At 61.4% G+C, this 16,851-nt stretch carries 13 protein-coding genes, 3 tRNA genes and 1 pseudogene; all 17 read right to left on the bottom strand.

Annotated features, from left to right (window positions below):
• The 17 genes and pseudogenes from B0D71_RS12935 to purF all read right to left on the bottom strand — a co-directional run bounded on the left by B0D71_RS12935 (nucleotide 1) and on the right by purF (nucleotide 16,819).
• On the bottom strand, nucleotides 1-540 hold the full coding sequence (locus tag B0D71_RS12935; RefSeq protein WP_007982256.1) for a (2Fe-2S)-binding protein: 540 nt from the start codon (nucleotides 538-540) through the stop codon (nucleotides 1-3).
• Nucleotides 533-3,364: a xanthine dehydrogenase family protein molybdopterin-binding subunit gene (locus B0D71_RS12930; protein WP_103395096.1), complete on the bottom strand. Its 2,832-nt coding sequence runs from the start codon at nucleotides 3,362-3,364 to the stop codon at nucleotides 533-535. The genes B0D71_RS12935 and B0D71_RS12930 overlap by 8 nt, the downstream gene beginning before the upstream one ends.
• A 175-nt stretch (nucleotides 3,365-3,539) precedes the next feature.
• Nucleotides 3,540-3,740 (bottom strand): annotated as a pseudogene (locus B0D71_RS12925) (LysR family transcriptional regulator); the annotation flags it as partial.
• Entirely contained in the window at nucleotides 3,731-4,513 is a 783-nt protein-coding gene (locus B0D71_RS12920) for an IucA/IucC family C-terminal-domain containing protein (protein ID WP_103395095.1), read from the bottom strand. The gene B0D71_RS12920 and the pseudogene B0D71_RS12925, both read right to left, overlap by 10 nt.
• Nucleotides 4,510-5,301, bottom strand: coding sequence for an ABC transporter ATP-binding protein (locus B0D71_RS12915; protein WP_103395094.1), 792 nt, complete (start codon nucleotides 5,299-5,301; stop codon nucleotides 4,510-4,512). Before B0D71_RS12915 ends, B0D71_RS12920 begins: the two co-directional genes overlap by 4 nt.
• Nucleotides 5,302-5,313: 12 nt before the next feature.
• A complete protein-coding gene (locus tag B0D71_RS12910; protein ID WP_103395093.1) occupies nucleotides 5,314-6,345 on the bottom strand; it encodes a FecCD family ABC transporter permease in 1,032 nt (343 codons plus the stop codon).
• Nucleotides 6,338-7,327 (bottom strand): FecCD family ABC transporter permease, encoded by a 990-nt coding sequence (locus tag B0D71_RS12905; protein ID WP_103395092.1) that lies wholly within the window; start codon nucleotides 7,325-7,327, stop codon nucleotides 6,338-6,340. The genes B0D71_RS12910 and B0D71_RS12905 overlap by 8 nt, the downstream gene beginning before the upstream one ends.
• Nucleotides 7,324-8,268, bottom strand: a complete 945-nt coding sequence (locus B0D71_RS12900) for an ABC transporter substrate-binding protein (RefSeq protein WP_103395091.1) — start codon at nucleotides 8,266-8,268, stop codon at nucleotides 7,324-7,326. The genes B0D71_RS12905 and B0D71_RS12900 overlap by 4 nt, the downstream gene beginning before the upstream one ends.
• A 78-nt stretch (nucleotides 8,269-8,346) precedes the next feature.
• Nucleotides 8,347-10,770 carry a TonB-dependent receptor gene (locus tag B0D71_RS12895; RefSeq protein ID WP_103395090.1) on the bottom strand — a complete coding sequence of 808 codons (2,424 nt, stop codon included), beginning with the start codon at nucleotides 10,768-10,770 and terminating at the stop codon, nucleotides 8,347-8,349.
• Between the two features lie 67 nt (nucleotides 10,771-10,837).
• Nucleotides 10,838-11,788 (bottom strand): FecR domain-containing protein, encoded by a 951-nt coding sequence (locus B0D71_RS12890; RefSeq protein WP_103395089.1) that lies wholly within the window; start codon nucleotides 11,786-11,788, stop codon nucleotides 10,838-10,840.
• Entirely contained in the window at nucleotides 11,785-12,294 is a 510-nt protein-coding gene (locus tag B0D71_RS12885; protein ID WP_103395088.1) for a sigma-70 family RNA polymerase sigma factor, read from the bottom strand. Before B0D71_RS12885 ends, B0D71_RS12890 begins: the two co-directional genes overlap by 4 nt.
• Nucleotides 12,295-12,662: 368 nt before the next feature.
• A tRNA-Asp gene (locus B0D71_RS12880) sits at nucleotides 12,663-12,739 on the bottom strand.
• 93 nt (nucleotides 12,740-12,832) lie between these two features.
• Nucleotides 12,833-12,909, bottom strand: a tRNA-Asp gene (locus B0D71_RS12875).
• 53 nt (nucleotides 12,910-12,962) lie between these two features.
• Nucleotides 12,963-13,038 (bottom strand) — tRNA-Val (locus tag B0D71_RS12870).
• Between the two features lie 217 nt (nucleotides 13,039-13,255).
• A complete protein-coding gene (locus tag B0D71_RS12865) occupies nucleotides 13,256-14,032 on the bottom strand; it encodes an SDR family oxidoreductase (protein WP_103395087.1) in 777 nt (258 codons plus the stop codon).
• Nucleotides 14,029-15,240, bottom strand: coding sequence for an O-succinylhomoserine sulfhydrylase (locus tag B0D71_RS12860; protein WP_103395086.1), 1,212 nt, complete (start codon nucleotides 15,238-15,240; stop codon nucleotides 14,029-14,031). The genes B0D71_RS12865 and B0D71_RS12860 overlap by 4 nt, the downstream gene beginning before the upstream one ends.
• A 73-nt stretch (nucleotides 15,241-15,313) precedes the next feature.
• On the bottom strand, nucleotides 15,314-16,819 hold the full coding sequence (gene purF, locus B0D71_RS12855) for an amidophosphoribosyltransferase (RefSeq protein WP_095943671.1): 1,506 nt from the start codon (nucleotides 16,817-16,819) through the stop codon (nucleotides 15,314-15,316).
• Nucleotides 16,820-16,851 lie beyond the last annotated feature (32 nt).

The following is a 16,851-nucleotide window of genomic DNA, read 5'->3' as shown; positions in this document are numbered from 1 at the left end:
TTAACCCTCCTTGACCAGGCCGAGATCGGTCAGCACGTTGCGGGTGGCGCTGTAGTAGCGCACGTACCCGGTGCAACGGCAGATGTGATGACCGAGGCTGTCCTCGATGACTTTTTCCAGCTGGCTTTTGACGATCGGCTGACGCTGCAGCTTTTCCACCAGCACGGTCGCGGCATTGACGAAACCCGGTGCGCAGTAGCTGCACTGGAAGGCGAATTCGTCGACGAAGCGCTGCTGGATCGGGTTCAGCTCGGTGACCTTGCCCTGCTCGTCGCGGGTCGCATGGCCTTCGATGGTCCGTACTTTCTTGCCTTCGAAGTAGTGCGCGCCAGTGATGCAGGTGCGTACTTCCTCGCTGGTGCCGTCCGGGTTGTCGACGATCACCACGCAGGCGTGGCAGATGCCCTGGCCGCAGCCCAGGCGCGAACCGGTAAGGTTCTTGTACTCGTGCAGGTAGTCGATCATCGGCAGGTCATCAGGGATGTCCACCGGGCCGACGGATTGACCGTTGAGGGTCAGTTGAAGCGGACGGTTAGCCATTGAGGGCCTCCTTGATGCGTGCAGAAGTGATAGGCAGGTCGCGGACACGTTTACCGATGGCATGGGCCACGGCGTTACCAATGGCGCCAACCACCGGGATCATCACCACTTCGGCGATGCCCTTGGACGGGTCACTTGGCGACAGTGGCGGCAGGATGTCCGCTGTCTGTTTCCACACGGCAACGTGACGCGCCATCGGCAGGCGGTAACGGTTGAAGTTCCAGTCACCCTCCCCCGGCCCGCCTTCGTACAGCGGCATCTCTTCCATCAACGCATGACCGATGCCCATGGCGATGCCGCCTTCGAGCTGGCCCTTGACCAGTTCTTCCACCAGCACCCGACCGCACTCGACCCACGAGTGATGATTGAGCACCGACACTTCGTTCGAACCCTTGTTGACCTTGACTTCCACCAGCGTCGCGACCGGGCTGTAGTACGTCACCGCCGCGTTGTTCAGCTGGGTTGCCGGGTAGGCGATGTTCTGCCGGTCCAGCAGATGGAAACCGGCGCTGTTCATCTGCGCCTTCTTCGCATTCGGGGCACCGTCGCCGTACTTCACGGCCAGGCCGTCGAGCGGCAAGCGCTCACGCACGCCGTCGATGCTGTACTCGGCCTCAGCCCAACTCCAGCGGTTGAAACCGTGCACGGTGGCACCGCTCACCAGGCCACGTTCGTGAACACGCTTGGCCAGCATGGCGAACGGCAGTGGCTCCATGCCGTTGGCGGTGAGCTTGCCGTCGACCCAATGGGCGTCTTCGCGGCGCACCACGTAAGGGTTGGCCTGACCGCCGTAAGGGCCTTGGCGCCAGATTTCCATGGCCGCCGGCCACAAACCGTGATTGAACAGCACACGCGCCGCTTCACGGGTGGCGTGGCTGAAGTAGTACGCCGAGTTGGTGGCCGACGAAGCCGAAGCCACCTTGCCGACCCAGCGTGGATTGCGCAGGAAGTTGTCCTGCTCGGCCTGGCTCATGATGTACGGGTTGCCGCCACTGATCAGCTGCAACTCTTTCCATTCGGTTTCGCCGGTCTTCACTTCGTGCGCCGGGATACCGAGGAAATCGGCCACGACCATGGCCTGCGAGGTGGACATGCCGGTGCCGATTTCGATACCGATGTGGCGCAGGCTGATGCGGCCTTCGGCGGTGAATTCAATGCTGGCCATCGGCGCTTCGGAACCGGTGCCGAAGTCTTTCTGGCAGATGGCGAAACCCACGCCGTACCAGTTGTCCGGATCGGCGGCTTCGCGCTGCTTTTTGATCGCGTCGCGTTTTTTCCAGGTGTCGTGGACGGCCGCCTTGTCGAGAATCTCGTGCAGGCGCAAGGCACCGGCCGGGATCGCGCCCTGGGTGTTTTTCATGCCCGAGCGCAGTGCGTTTTTACGACGCAGCTCAATGGCATCGACACCGAGGCGATCGGCGATTTCGTCGACCATCATTTCGGTCGACGCCATGCTCTGCAGGGTGCCATAGCCACGCATCGACCCGGCTTCTACCGCGCGGGAATGGTAAGCGGTGACCTGCAGGTCGTTCTGCGGCATGTAGTAGATCGATTGCGCGGCCGTGGCACCCACCGCAGCCACCGACGGGCTGTAGTTGATTCGCCCGCCACCGTCGACGCTCATTTCAGCGCGGAAGATCTTGAAGCTGTGGTCGTTCTTGTCCACTGCCAATTGGTAGCGAATGTCGAACGGGTGACGCTTGATGCCGCTCTGGAACTGCTCATAGCGGTCGTTGGCCAGGCGCACCGGCACACCGGCGCCGTACAACGCCGCCAACGCAGCGTAGTAGACGAAAATGTTGTGGTCTTTGGAGCCGTAGCCAACGGTGTAACCCGGGTGCATGTTCAGGTTGGCCAGGCCGAAACGCGACGGCGCGATCATCTTCGCGGTTTCGGTCGCGGCTTCCAGCGGACACTGGGTGGCGACGACGAAATGCAGGGTCTTGGTGGCCGGGTCGTACCAGCCGTTGCCGTTGTCCGGCTCCAGGGCGGCCGGCTCGATCGACGGCGTCTTGTAGCGCTCGTCGAACACCAGCCAGTTATCCGGCGGCGTATCGATCTGCTGCTTCATGCGGTCGGCGTAGAACAACCCGCGCTCGGTCAGGTTGCCGTGCAGGTTCGGCTGGGAGTTCCACACCGGACGACGGTTTTTCAGCATCGGGAACAGGATCGAATCCTTGAGGCTGGCGAACTCATCTTCGTCGGCCGAGGTCGCACCGCCGACGCGCACGTAGCGGAAGCTGCCGTAGGGATCGCCTTCGTAGAACGGCGCTTTCTCGCCGTAGCGGATTGCCTTGTCATTGAATTTGAGTTGGTTCTTGGCCTGACGGAAGCGCTCGAAGTCATTCCAGATCAGGATCGCCACCGGGTGACCGATGAACATCGGCACCTTGCCGGCCGGCAGCAGTGGATCCGGAGCGTGCTCCTCAGGGAACACGATACCGTCCTTGACCAGGTCTTCGGCAGTGACGATGCGGTCCGGCTGCAACCCGGCATCGAGCCACGACAGGTCGATGCCTGCAAAGATGTGGTCGGCCTTGATGGTTTTCAGCAGCATGGCGTGGCCTTGTTGCTCTGGCCAGCCCGGCATGTCCTTGGCGCGGATATCGCGGGCAAAGACCTTGCTGCCGCAGACCTTGGACAAGGCATCGTTACGGGCGCGCGCCTTGCCATTGTTGCCAAGCCACTGCTCGGACGGCACGGTCACGCTGTTCTCCATCAAGGCGGCCAGCGCCTGGCTGCTCAATGGTGTGAGCGTCACGCTCACACCCGCTACCAGCCCGCCCTGAAGGAACGAGCGCCGGGATATATCACGGTTGGACATGGATCATCCTCTGGGCGGTTATGGGCCCGCCCTTCTGGTTATGTACTGGAAATCTCGAGTCTTGCTGAAGCCCTCTTCGACGATGCAAAGGGCTGTTGTTGACAGTGCAAAGCTGACCGAAAGGTTAAGTTTATAGGCTTATGCCTTCGCGGAAAACTAAAAACTGACCAAGGAATCAAAAAACCGCGACTTTTCGACGCAGCAGATCGATGAACAACCCCAACTCCCGGCTGATGTGTTCGCCCTTGCGCAACAGCAGTCCGGATGGTGCCATTTACACAGCCAGCTCCACCGGCAGCGCCACCACCAGTCCCATTTCAAGATAGTCGCGCAATGCGGTTTCCGACAGCATGATGATCGCGTCAGTCAGCGGCACTTCCCCGGGCGTAGCAATGGGCAGGTCGAACAGTATTCAGCAGGCTCGGTGGCCAGGTAGTAGAAGCAACAGGTGCGGCGAAAGCGAATGCTGCGCTGACCTTCGTCCACCAGCGTCGGCGGTCGGCGAAAATGGCTCAGCGGGTTGTAATCGAGGCCGAACAGCGCCGGTTCGGCCTGGGTCATCAGCCACTGAAAGTCCGCTTCGCAACGCTCGCGTATTGATGGATCGTCGATTTTCGCCATGCGTTTTTCATACAGCGAATAAACGCGCACGGCGGTGTTTTCCCAGAGGATGCGCCGGGAAACACCGGTGACACGGTTGAAGGTTTGCCACAACGGCTGCAGCAGCCCAGCGAACAACGCCTGCACCAAGGTTTCCCGCCAGACCTCGCGTTCATTGCTCCCATACGTCAGCGGCTGACCGTGATGCAGCGGCATCGAAGACGTCCACACCCCGTCATCATGGCTGTATTCGATCACCGTGTTGTCGAGTGTCAGCAGCAGCCCTTTGTCATACACCGACATCGCATACAAACAAGCACCGGTCGCCAGAAACGACAAGCGTTTGCCCAACAGCGAGGCGGTAATCGCCCGGGTCGGCGAGCCGATCACCGGGCCCAGGGTGTCCAGCAGTTGCTCGCACACGTCTTCCCGCAACAAGTCCCGGGCCATCAGTGAACGCAACGGGTCGCGCTCGTCGCTGTCCTTGAGCCGCAAGCCGCCGGACAACACCGCCCACTCCGACGCTGTGAAATGACGCGCCAGACTCATTGCGGCAATTCCCGGCCAAACGGAATACACAGCGGCGTCCCGAAGAACGGATCGGCAATAATCCGGCAGTTGAGGTCGAACACGGTTTTGACCAAGGGCTCGGTCAACACCTCATCGGGCCGCCCCTGGGCAAAGGCCGTGCGGTTGTGCACCGCAACCATGTGGTCGGCGTAACGACAGGCCAGGTTGAGGTCGTGCAGCACCATGATGATGGTTTTGTTTTCGAGCCGGTTCAGGTCGCGCAGCAGGTCCAGCACTTCGATCTGGTGCGCCAGGTCGAGAAAGGTGGTGGGTTCGTCGAGCAGCACGATGCCGGTGTCCTGGGCCAGGGTCATGGCGATCCACGCGCGCTGGCGTTGCCCGCCGGACAACGCGTCCACCGGTCGATCCGCCAGGGCCTGCAAACTGGTTTGCGTCAGCGCGCGGTTGACCATGGCTTCATCTTGCACCGACCACTGTTGCATCCAGCTCTGATACGGATAACGCCCCAGCGCCACCAACTGCCGGACGGTGATGCCCTCCGGCGCGCTGGGAGTTTGCGGCAAAATAGCCAACTCCCGAGCCACGGCAGCCGTGGACTTTTGCTGAATATCCACACCGTTGAGAATCACCGAGCCCTGCTGTGGCTTCAGCAGCCGGGCGAAGGATTTGAGCAATGTGCTTTTGCCGCAGCCGTTGCTGCCGATCAGTACCGAAATCTTGCCTTGGGGCAGTTGCATGTCCAGCGCGTCAATAATGACCTGGCGCTGATAACTCAGGGTCAGGCCGCGACTTGCAATCGACGTCATACGTTGAATTCCTTAATGACGCTGTTTAATCAACAAATAGAGAAAAAAGGGTGTGCCCAGCACGGCGACAAAAATCCCGGCCGGCAGATCCAGCGGCAAAAACAGCACGCGCCCCGCTAGGTCGGCCAGCACCACGAGGTTCGCCCCAACCAACGCCGCCATCACCGCCTGACCGCCGAAACCCGGGGCCACCAGACGCTTGGCAATGTGCGGCGCAATCAGCCCGACAAACGCAATCGCCCCGCCCCAGGCAATCGCGGCACCGGCCAATGCCACGCTCACCAGCAACAACCCGGCGCGCAGCCACTGCACGCGAACGCCAATGCCCCGGGCCAGAGGGTCATCCAGTTGTTGCACCATCACCTGCCGGGCCAGCAGCACCAGCAGTGGGCAAATACCCAACAACCAGCGCCCCAGCGCCAGCGGTTCCGGCCAACTGGCGCCGTACACGCTGCCGGTCAGCCAGACATAGGCTGACAGGGTCGTGGTCAATGGACTGAAGACCAGGATGAAGGTGGTCGCGGCGGTCAACATTGCGCTGATACCGACCCCGATCAACACCAGGCGCAGCGGTGAGGCCCCCTGCTTCCAGGCCAGCAGATAGATCGCCAATGCCGCCAGCCCCGCGCCGAGCATCGCCGCCAGCGGCAGATACTGCTGACCCAGCGTGACGGAGAAAAACGACAGGTACAGCACCGCCGCCGCACTGGCGCCGCTGGTGATACCCAGCAGGTCAGGTGATGCCAGCGGGTTGCGGATGACGCTTTGCAGAATCAACCCCGACACCGACAACGCCGCCCCCACCAACGCCGCCAACAGCATGCGCGGCAAGCGCAGTTGCTCGACGATGAACGTCAGACTGGCGTCCTGGCCTGACAGCAAAATCCGCAGCACCTCCAACGGCGACAGCATGACTTTACCCAGCGACAGCGAGCCGAGCATGATCAGCGCCGTCACCATCAACGCCGCCAGCAACCGCCACAATGTGGCGACATTGATCCGCCGGGAAAAACCGCTACGGCGCCAGGTCAGGACCTTATCCATAACGACCTCCACGCCGGGCCAGCAGAATGAAGAACGGTGCGCCGAACAGCGCCGTCATCACGCCCACCGGGACCTCCTGCGGCAGGATCAACACCCGCGACAAGGTATCGGCCAGCAGCAGGACAATCGCGCCGAGCAGCGCACACCCCGGCAGCAACCAGCGATGATCGATGGACAGGCCCTTGCGTACCATGTGCGGCACCAGCAGGCCGATAAAGCCGATGCTGCCGGCCAATGCCACGGCACTGCCCGCCAGACAGACCACCAGCACGCTCATCAGCAGGCGGATCAAACCGGTCCGCTGACCCAGGCCCGTGGCAATCTCCTCTCCCGCGTTCAGCACGTTGACCTGCCCCGCCAGCAACATCGCGCCGAGCAGCCCGAGCACGCCACACACTAGCAATGGCGCGGCGACCGACAGACTGCGTTCGGTCAACGAGCCCGCCAGCCAGAACAGCACCGTGTCCAGCCCATCCTGATTGACCACCAGCAACGCCTGGCTGAACGCGGAGAACAATGCCGCCATCGCCGCACCCGCCAGCACAATGCGTAACGGGCTGAGACTGCCCTGCCCCATGTTGCCGATCAGCCACACCAGACTGCCAGCCACGGCCGCGCCGATGAATGCACTCCACAGCCAGGCATCCGGGGATGACAGGGAAAACAGCGAGGAGCACAGGATGATGAAAAAAGTCGCGCCGGCGTTGATCCCGAACAACCCGGGGGACGCCAGCGGATTGCGCGTAAGCGCCTGCATCAAGGCCCCCGCCACTGCCAGGCTCGCGCCCACGGCCATCGCCATCAAGGTGCGCGACAGGCGCGTGGTGGTCACCAGCACATGGCTGACGCTCAGCGGATCGGGATGCACGAACGCTGCAGCAATGTGCGACAACGGAATCCAGGTGGCTCCGACCGCCAGGCTCAACACGCCGCTGAGCAGCAACACGACGGCGGCACAGCACAACTTCAAACCATTGCTCATCCGGACACGTCCGCCGTGACCAGCCGCGCAACGTCATCGAGCATCAGGTTCGCCCCGAGCATCCCGCCCGACAGGCTCCAGGCCACCCCATCGACCCGCCACACCAGGCCCTGTTGCGGCGCACGCATTTGCTGCCACAGCGGATGCTGCACCAGGCTTTCATAGTTTCGCTGCACTGCCGGTTTCTCCGCGCGCAAGAAGACAAAGAAGATGTCGGCATTGACCACCGCCAGACTTTCCTTGCTGGTGAGTTTGATCGATACCCCGCTCGCCGCCCGACTGGTCTCACTCCAGCCGAACCCCAGTTCGGTGATCACCGAACCTGGAAAGCTGGCCGGCAAATAACTGCGGATATGGTCTTCACGAATATCCAGAATCGACACCGTGGGCGGCCAGCGCCCGGCGAACTTGTGCTGCAGTTGCTGGCGCAGTTGTGCCGTGCGCAGCTGCCAGCGGGCCAACACCTCGTCGGCGCGCTGCTGGCGGTGCAAGGCCAGGCCCATCAACGCCAGGGTCTTTTTGAACTCGAAGACTTCCTCCAGCATCACCACTGGGGCGATCTGCTTGAGCAAGGGTGCGATGCGTTCATGGCGAAAGCGCGAGGCGATGATCACGTCCGGCTTGAGCAGCGCGATGTCCTCAAGGCTGGGCTGGGTTTCCAGTCCGACATGGGGCACAGGCTCCAGCGCCGAGCGCAGATACCGATAGGTGGGTTTTTCACTCCAGGAATCGACGATGCCGCACGGTGTAATGCCCAACGCCACGGCGCTGTCCGTGGCCCCCTGAAACAGGGTGATCACCCGCAGCGTCGCGGCGTCGGCGCGAGCCCACGCCGACGGGGTCAACCTCAGTGCAAGCAGGCCCAGGGACAGGCGCAGCAGCGTGCGCCTGGAGGGCGTGTTGAGCGGCTCTTTCTCGAGCGGGTAAGTCAGGCCGAGCATGCTTTGGTCCTCTGCAATCGATTCATGACACAACTCGGTAGCGCCCTTCCCTGTGGCGCAACCCACGGTTGAATCGATTCAGAAGTCGACGGTCGCCGAAAGCAGGTAGGTTCGTGGGGTCGCGAGCGTCAATCCAGGCTCGCTGTCATCCGAAGCCCCGGCCGAACTCCAGTAGCGCTTATCGGCCACGTTTTCGACATTGGCGCGCAGGGTGATGTTCTTTTCTTCGACCTTGAAGGCGTAGCGCACGCCCACGTCGATACGCGTCCAGGCATCGATTTCCTTGTTATTGGACTGGTCCAGGTACTGCGAGCTCGAATACATGCCGCGGCTGGTCAGGGTCAGGCCTTGTACGTTTGGCACGTCCCACTCGGCACCGAGGTTGACGTTGTACTCCGGCGTGGCGGGCGCGCGGTTGCCGTCAAAGGTGCCGTTGGTGGTGTTGGTCAACTCGCTGTCGATGTACATCACGCCACCGAGCAGGCGGAAACCGTCGAGCGGCTCACCGAACACACTGACTTCAACACCGGTGTTTTCGCGTTTGCCGTTCGGGCCGAACACTCGCGTCGTGGCGTTGGTTTCATAGGCCGGCTGCTTGATCCGGAACACTGCGGTGGTGATGGCGAACGCACCCGCATCATATTTGGCACCGACCTCGACCTGCCGACTGATGAATGGCGGGAAGATCTCGTCTTCGTTCACCGAGGTCGACGGCGCGATCTTGCCCTGGCTCAGGCCTTCCATGTAGTTGGCATACAACGACAGCTTATCGGTGGCCTTGAACAGAATGCCGCCCGAGGGTGAAATCTTTTCTTCATCGTAGCCCGTGTCGCCTTTGACATTATCCGTCCAGTCATCAACCTGCACTCGCTGCCAGCGGGCGCCAATGGTCAGCAGTACCCGATCATCGAAGAACCCCAAGGTGTCGGCCAACGCCACGCTGCTGGAACGGTTCTCGGTATACACCTCAGAATCAAGGCGCGTGGGCGTGTTGGGTGTCGGTGTTTGCACCGGGTTGTAGATGTTGCTCGGGGCGGCGGCATAACGGGCGCCGCCGTTTTCGAAGTCCATGTAGAAATAGCTGGCAGCCAGGTTGATTTCATGGCTCACCGGACCGGTATGGAACCAGTTGCGCACCCCGGCATTGGCCGTGCGGACATTTTCGTCACGGGTGAAGTCACGTGGCTGAACGCTGAAATCGCCCGCGTTGTTGCTGACCGCTACGGCGTGCCGAAGGAAGTCATGATTACTTTTACGCGCGCCCGCACCGCCGTACACCATGACGGAATCGCTGACATCGTACTCGCCGGTCACCGTACCGAACGTGTCCCTGGTACGCGCCTTGCTCCACGACTGCGCATAGTTGTGGCGAACATCGCTGGCGTGCGGAACCTCAGCCTTGGCGCCCACCTGCACACGCTCCTGCGGGGCGTCGGTGTCACGCTCGTTATGTCCGATGTCCGTCGAGAGCCGCAGGCGTTCACCGCTAAAATCCAGACCCAGCACAGCCATCTCGCGATCAACACTCTGGTGATCCCATTCGGTGTCGCCGGACTGCTTCACGCCGTTGAAACGAACACCGAACATGTCACCCTCACCAAAGCGCCGACCGATATCCACGGCCCCGCCGACCTGGCTGTCGGAAGCATAGTTGCCGGTAAACGAAGTAATCGGCACGTCGGTGGCGCGCTTTGGCACCACGTTGATCCCGCCACCCACGCTGCCCCGGGGCGAGATGCCATTGATCAGCTGGCTCGGGCCTTTGAGGATGTCGACGCGGTCGGCCATCTCCATGTCGATGGTGTACGTCGGCAGAATGCCGTACAGACCGTTGTAGGAGACATCACTGTTAAACAGGCTGAGCCCGCGAATGGTGAATTGCTCATACCGCCCTCCCGCCGGGTTGGTGGCGCGAACCGAGGGATCGCTGGCGACGAGATCGCCCAAGGTACGAGCCTGCAGGTTTTTCACCAACTCACTGGTGTAGGTGGTCTCGCTGAACGGCGTCTCCATGAAATCTTTCGAGCCCAGCAAGCCTTGCGATCCACGGCGTGCCACCTGCCCGCCGACATACGGATCACCGTGCGCCGTGTCCGCCGTCGCATAAATGGAGGTAGCGCCCAGTTGCAGGGTGCTGCCTGTTGGCGCCGGGGTCAGCATGTACGCCTGTTCCCCCACCGGCTGCAGTTGCAGACCCGAACCCTGCAGCAGCTGGGCGAAGCCCTCCTCCACCGCGAAGTCGCCGGAAAGGCCTGGGCTGGTGCGCCCGCTCACCAGTGCCGGGTCCACGGACAGATTGACCCCGGCCAACCCCGCGAAACGGGTCAGCGCAGCGCCGAGGCTACCGGCTGGCACCTGATAGCTGCGGCGTGGCGCGTCTTCAGCCCAACCGGTAGTGATAAACAACGGACAGGCACTGAGGCTCAACAACAGGCTCAAGTGCAACAACGGGCGCAACCTGGATGGAGCCGGACGCATACTGCTAGACATCACTGCGGTCATTGAGAATCTCTCTGATTTCGTTTCACCTGCCTTGAATGACAAGCGGCGCGAAAAAAGGGGACACGCGTTAAACACTATTTTTGCGCGGCACCAGCGTTACCCAATAACGCGTACGCGAATGCACCTCCAGCGGCAGGCTGACCGCCAGAAGCGCAAGGATGCGATCGGTATCTTCCAGGCGAAAGCTGCCGGTGATGCGCAGCGATTCCAGCTCTGGCTCCCAACGCAACACGCCCGGACGATAGGTGCTGAGTTCGCGCAGGAAATCCCCCAAGGGCTGGTTTTGCGCCATCAGCACACCCTCACGCCAGCCAGGAGCCAGCACGTCGAATGGCTCCACAGCGCCAGCACCCGCCGCTTGGAGGATGACTTGCTGGCCGCCGCGCAACGAAAAGACCGGCCCGTGCAGAGGCTGCAACTGCACCGAGCCTCGAAGCACTGACACCTTGCAGCCCGTCTGCCCCTGACGAACACACACTTCGCTCTGACTGACAGTCACTTGCCCGAAACGCGTGAGGATCGTCAGCGGCGAAGTCCCTGGCACATTCAGTGCGATTTCACCTTCTACCAATTTCAGACGCCGGTTCTTGAGGTCGATATCGACGACACTGGCTGTGTTCAGTTGCACAGAGCTGCCATCGGCCAACGGGACCTTTTTGCTTTCCCCTGTGGCGGTGCGCAGGTCGGCACTCCAGATATCCAGAGGCAACTGCCGGCTGATCAACCACGCGGTCGGCAGCAACGCCACCGCCCCGACGGCTCGTTTGAGCACTGCGCGTCGACTGGCTTGCGGCCGGTCCAGACTGGCCATGGCAAGGGTCGATGGCAGGTCGGCAAAACGTTGGCGCAAGAGTTGCGCTTTCTGCCAGGCCTGCTCATGACTGGAATGACCATCGCGCCAGCTCTGCAGCTGCGCCCGGTCCTGCTCATTGGCGCAGCCGGATTCCATGAGGGCCAGCCACTGCGCGGCAGCCCGCACGACTTGTCGGGCCTGGGCCGAAGGTGGTGAACCGCTCACAGTTCCACCAGCAGGCAATGTTCGTAGGCTTGAGCCATGTAGCGCTTGATCGTACGTTCCGAGACTTGCAGACGTTCGGCGATCTCTTGATAGCCCAGGCCTTCCAGCTGACTCAAGAGAAACGCTCGGCGTACCAGGCCCGGCAATCCATCGAGCAATTCGTCCAGGGCTTGCAGGGTTTCCAGCAGGATCCAGCGCTGTTCCGGGGACGGCACGCATTCCTCAGGCAGCAACGCCAATGCATCGAGATAGGCTTGCTCCAGGCTGCGGCGCTTGTAGAAGTTGGCCAGCAGCCGCTTGCCGACTGTCGCCAGGTAGGCGCGAGGCTCTTGTAGGTCGGCGATGCGCTGAGAGCTGGCGAGTATACGAACGAAGGTGTCCTGGCTCAGGTCCGCCGCATCGCAGCCATTGCTCATGCGTCGTCTCAACCAGCCTTCGAGCCAGCCCCGATGGTCGCGATACAGGTCGTGGAAGGCTTGCTCCGGCGGCATCGCTGCATCACTCATCTAAAGAAACCCTGGGCGAAGAAACATTTTAAATGCGACTCATTCTAATTAGTGTTGCGAGGGCAAACCAAGCCCTTTGTGCGAATTGCACCTGGTAAATGCTTGAGTTGTTTAATGACAGGCAGGAATTTCGGCCGCGCAGGCGCCGGCTTGACGAGGCTGCGGGTTATTGAGAGAGATTTTCGGGAGTCATCGGGCATCCGCGCCAGGTCAGCAGATGGGAAACCCTGAGGGTCGCGAGGAAGGAGAAAAGCCAAATCGCAGAAACAAAAAACCCCGGCCTTTCGACCAGGGTCTTTGCTATCGACTCGAAGTAACCAGTGGCTTCTTCGTAGCTCCAAGGCGTTCAGTGGGCCTCGGGGCAGATATGGCGCAGCGGACGGGACTCGAACCCGCGACCCCCGGCGTGACAGGCCGGTATTCTAACCGACTGAACTACCGCTGCGTATCGCTTTGGACTTGCGTCCAAGTAACTCGTCTGATTGAAAACTCAGTAGCTTTTCAATCTCGAAGCAGGGCAAGCCTGACTCGGAAAATATGGCGCAGCGGACGGGACTCGAACCCGCGACCCCCGGCGTGACAGGCCGGTATTCTAACCGACTGAACTACCGCTGCGCGTCGGTGGAGGCATTTCAGCCTACCTCTTGCTTTCGCAAGTATCTCGGGAGTGGTGGGTGATGACGGGATCGAACCGCCGACATTCTGCTTGTAAGGCAGACGCTCTCCCAGCTGAGCTAATCACCCGTTTGCATCTCCGAGGCCGCGAAATTTACGCAGGTAGCGAACCTAAGTCAATAGCAGGATTGAAGTTTTTCTAAAAAAGACAAAATTATGTATATGCAGTAAGACCGCTTTCGCGAGCAAGCCCGCTCCCACAGGGGAATAAATTCCAAATGTGGGAGCGGGCTTGCTCGCGAAGACGATGGTACATCTAACGCCAACGTCTTGATAAAGGCTCGACCTACGCGCTGTAAATCATCTTCTTGGTCATGCCGCCATCGACCACGAATTCCTGGCCGGTGACAAATCCGGCATTCCTCGACAGCAGCCAGGCCACCATCGCCGCCACATCCTCGACTGTCCCCACCCTGCCCGCCGGATGCTGGGCATGATCGGCCTCGGTCAATGGTTCGGCACGCCGCACCGAAGGGTCGCGCGCATCGATCCAGCCAGGACTGACGGCATTGACCCGGATCTCCGGGCCAAGACTGATGGCCAATGCGTGAGTCAGGGCCAACAAGCCGCCCTTGCTCGCCGCATAAGCCTCGGTGTCGGGCTCAGACTGCCCGGCGCGGGTCGAGGCCAGATTGACGATGGCACCGCTGTGAGCACGCAGATAGGGTGCACAGTGCTTGGCCAGCAACATCGGCCCACTGAGGTTCACCGCCAACACCCGATTCCAGTGAGCCAGATCCAGGCTTTCCAGCGTGATGTTGTGCGGATCGGCAACCGCAGCATTGCAGACCAGTGCATCCAGGCGCCCGAACTGGCCGAGCACCTCGGCCACGCCCAGCGCGACCTGCCCTTCATTCGAGACATCCATGGCGATGAACCAGGCGCTGTCGCCCAGCACCTTCGCCACTTTCGAACCGCGCTCCCGATCCAGATCCGTCAGCACGACTTGCCAGCCTTCGCTGATCAGCCAGGCCGAGATCCCCAGGCCGATACCGCGCGCAGCACCGGTCACCAGTGCTACACGGCCATTTGAGCCGGTGGCCGGCACCGACAACTCGATCACAACGCAGCCAGACCGCGCGCCAGATCGGCTTGCAGGTCCGCCACGTCTTCCAGACCGACCGCAACGCGGATCAGGCTGTCACGAATGCCCGCCGCTTCACGCTCTTGTGGCGCCAAGCGACCATGGGACGTGGTGCTCGGATGCGTGATGGTAGTTTTGCTGTCGCCCAGGTTGGCGGTGATCGAAATCAGGCGCGTGGCATCGATAAAGCGCCAGGCACCCTCTTTACCACCCTTCACCTCAAAACTGACGACCGCACCGAAGCCCTTCTGCTGACGCAGTGCCAGTTCGTGCTGCGGATGGCTCTTCAGGCCGGCGTAATGGACTTTCTCGATGCCTTCCTGCTGCTCCAGCCATTCGGCCAACTGCTGAGCGTTGGCGCAATGCGCCTTCATCCGCAGGTTCAGGGTTTCCAGGCCCTTGAGGAAAATCCAGGCGTTGAACGGGCTCAGGGTCGGCCCTGCGGTACGCAGGAAGCCCACGACTTCTTTCATCTGCTCGCTGCGACCGGCGACCACGCCCCCCATGCAACGGCCCTGGCCGTCGATGAACTTGGTGGCCGAGTGCACGACGATGTCCGCGCCCATTTTCAGCGGCTGTTGCAATGCCGGGGTGCAGAAGCAGTTGTCGACCACCAGCATCGCGCCTTTGGCGTGAGCGATTTTCGCCAGTTCGGCGATGTCGACCAACTCAGCCAGCGGGTTGGACGGCGACTCGACGAAGAGCAGCTTGGTGTTGGCCTGGATCGCCGCGTCCCAGCCGGACAAATCCGCCAGGGCCACGTAATCGACTTCGATGCCGAAACGCTTGAAGTACTTCTCGAACAGGCTGATGGTCGAGCCGAACACGCTGCGCGACACCAATACGTGATCGCCGGCGCTGCACAGGCTCATCACCACCGCCATGATCGCAGCCATGCCAGTGGCCGTGGCCACGGCTTGCTCGGCGCTTTCCAGGGCGGCGATGCGCTCTTCGAAGGCGCGTACGGTCGGGTTGGTGTAGCGCGAGTAAACGTTGCCTGGTACTTCCCCGGCAAAACGCGCGGCTGCGTCGGCGGCGGTGCGGAATACATAGCTGGAAGTGAAGAACATCGGATCACCGTGTTCGCCTTCCGGCGTACGGTGCTGACCGGCACGTACGGCCAGGGTATCGAACGCTACGCCTTCGAGGTCGCTGTCCAACCGACCGGCATCCCAATCCTGACTCATGCTGTCACTCCTTTCCCTATTCTCGTAAATTAAAAGCCGGATACAAAACCGGCCCCTCAGGGCCGGTAATTACTCAGTTGTTGTACAGATCGATGATCGCGCTGACTGCCTGCGTCTTGACCTTGGAGGCATCGTTGCGTGCCTGTTCGATCTTGTTCAGGTAAGCCTCGTCGACGTCGCCGGTCACGTACTGGCCGTCGAACACCGCGCAATCGAACTTGTCGATCTTGATCTTGCCGCCACCGACCGCTTCGATCAAGTCAGGCAGATCCTGATAGATCAGCCAGTCGGCACCGATCAGGTCAGCCACGTCCTGGGTCGAACGGTTGTGGGCGATCAGCTCGTGAGCGCTCGGCATGTCGATGCCGTAGACGTTCGGGTAGCGAACCGCTGGCGCCGCGGAGCAGAAGTAAACGTTCTTGGCGCCGGCTTCGCGGGCCATCTGGATAATCTGCTTGCACGTGGTACCGCGAACGATGGAGTCGTCCACCAGCATCACGTTCTTGCCGCGGAATTCCAGTTCGATGGCATTGAGCTTCTGGCGTACGGATTTTTTCCGCGCGGCCTGGCCCGGCATGATGAAGGTCCGGCCGATGTAGCGGTTCTTCACGAAGCCTTCGCGGAACTTCACGCCCAGGTGGTTCGCCAGTTCCAGCGCGGCGGTGCGGCTGGTGTCCGGAATCGGGATGACCACGTCGATGTCGTGATCCGGACGCTCGCGCTGGATCTTCTCGGCCAGCTTCTCACCCATGCGCAGACGGGCCTTGTAGACCGATACGCCGTCGATGATCGAATCCGGACGCGCCAGGTAGACGTGTTCGAAGATGCACGGGGTCAGGGACGGGTTGGTCGCGCACTGACGGGTGTACAGCTTGCCCTCTTCAGTGATGTAGACCGCTTCGCCCGGCGCCAGGTCGCGAATCAGGGTGAAACCGAGCACGTCCAGGGAAACGCTTTCCGAGGCGATCATGTACTCGACGCCTTCGTCGGTGTGACGCTGGCCGAAAACGATCGGGCGGATGCCGTGCGGGTCGCGGAAGCCGACGATGCCGTAGCCGGTGATCATCGCTACGACGGCATAACCACCGACGCAACGATTGTGCACGTCGGTGACGGCGGCGAACACGTCTTCTTCGGTCGGCTGCAACTTGCCGCGCTGGGCCAGTTCGTGCGCGAACACGTTGAGCAGCACTTCCGAATCGGAGCTGGTGTTGACGTGGCGCAGGTCAGATTCGTAAATCTCCTTGGCCAGCTGTTCAACGTTGGTCAGGTTACCGTTGTGCGCCAGGGTGATGCCGTAAGGCGAGTTGACGTAAAACGGTTGAGCTTCGGCCGAGGTCGAGCTGCCCGCGGTCGGATAACGCACATGGCCAATGCCCATGTGACCGACCAGGCGCTGCATGTGACGCTGCTGGAACACGTCACGCACCAGGCCGTTGTCCTTGCGCAGGAATAACCGGCCATCATGACTGGTCACGATACCGGCAGCGTCCTGGCCGCGGTGCTGGAGGACGGTTAGCGCGTCATACAGCGCCTGATTGACGTTCGACTTACCGACGATACCGACGATGCCACACATGCGACGCAACCCCTACTTAATGGATCTGAACT

Origin of the sequence: Pseudomonas laurylsulfativorans, from assembly GCF_002906155.1 — a bacterium.
Taxonomy (GTDB): Bacteria; Pseudomonadota; Gammaproteobacteria; order Pseudomonadales; family Pseudomonadaceae; genus Aquipseudomonas; species Aquipseudomonas laurylsulfativorans.
Note: the sequence above shows the minus strand (reverse complement) of the source record. Positions and strands in the feature narration are given on the sequence as shown.

What these genes read in the sequence shown, in the direction of transcription:
- B0D71_RS12900 (WP_103395091.1), bottom strand. Translation starts at nt 8,268, where the DNA reads ATGCTCGGCCTGACTTACCCGCTCGAGAAAGAGCCGCTCAACACGCCC.
- B0D71_RS12905 (WP_103395092.1), bottom strand. Translation starts at nt 7,327, where the DNA reads ATGAGCAATGGTTTGAAGTTGTGCTGTGCCGCCGTCGTGTTGCTGCTC.
- purF (WP_095943671.1), bottom strand. Translation starts at nt 16,819, where the DNA reads ATGTGTGGCATCGTCGGTATCGTCGGTAAGTCGAACGTCAATCAGGCG.
- B0D71_RS12935 (WP_007982256.1), bottom strand. Translation starts at nt 540, where the DNA reads ATGGCTAACCGTCCGCTTCAACTGACCCTCAACGGTCAATCCGTCGGC.
- B0D71_RS12915 (WP_103395094.1), bottom strand. Translation starts at nt 5,301, where the DNA reads ATGACGTCGATTGCAAGTCGCGGCCTGACCCTGAGTTATCAGCGCCAG.
- B0D71_RS12895 (WP_103395090.1), bottom strand. Translation starts at nt 10,770, where the DNA reads ATGACCGCAGTGATGTCTAGCAGTATGCGTCCGGCTCCATCCAGGTTG.
- B0D71_RS12930 (WP_103395096.1), bottom strand. Translation starts at nt 3,364, where the DNA reads ATGTCCAACCGTGATATATCCCGGCGCTCGTTCCTTCAGGGCGGGCTG.
- B0D71_RS12910 (WP_103395093.1), bottom strand. Translation starts at nt 6,345, where the DNA reads ATGGATAAGGTCCTGACCTGGCGCCGTAGCGGTTTTTCCCGGCGGATC.
- B0D71_RS12920 (WP_103395095.1), bottom strand. Translation starts at nt 4,513, where the DNA reads ATGAGTCTGGCGCGTCATTTCACAGCGTCGGAGTGGGCGGTGTTGTCC.
- B0D71_RS12860 (WP_103395086.1), bottom strand. Translation starts at nt 15,240, where the DNA reads ATGAGTCAGGATTGGGATGCCGGTCGGTTGGACAGCGACCTCGAAGGC.
- B0D71_RS12885 (WP_103395088.1), bottom strand. Translation starts at nt 12,294, where the DNA reads ATGAGTGATGCAGCGATGCCGCCGGAGCAAGCCTTCCACGACCTGTAT.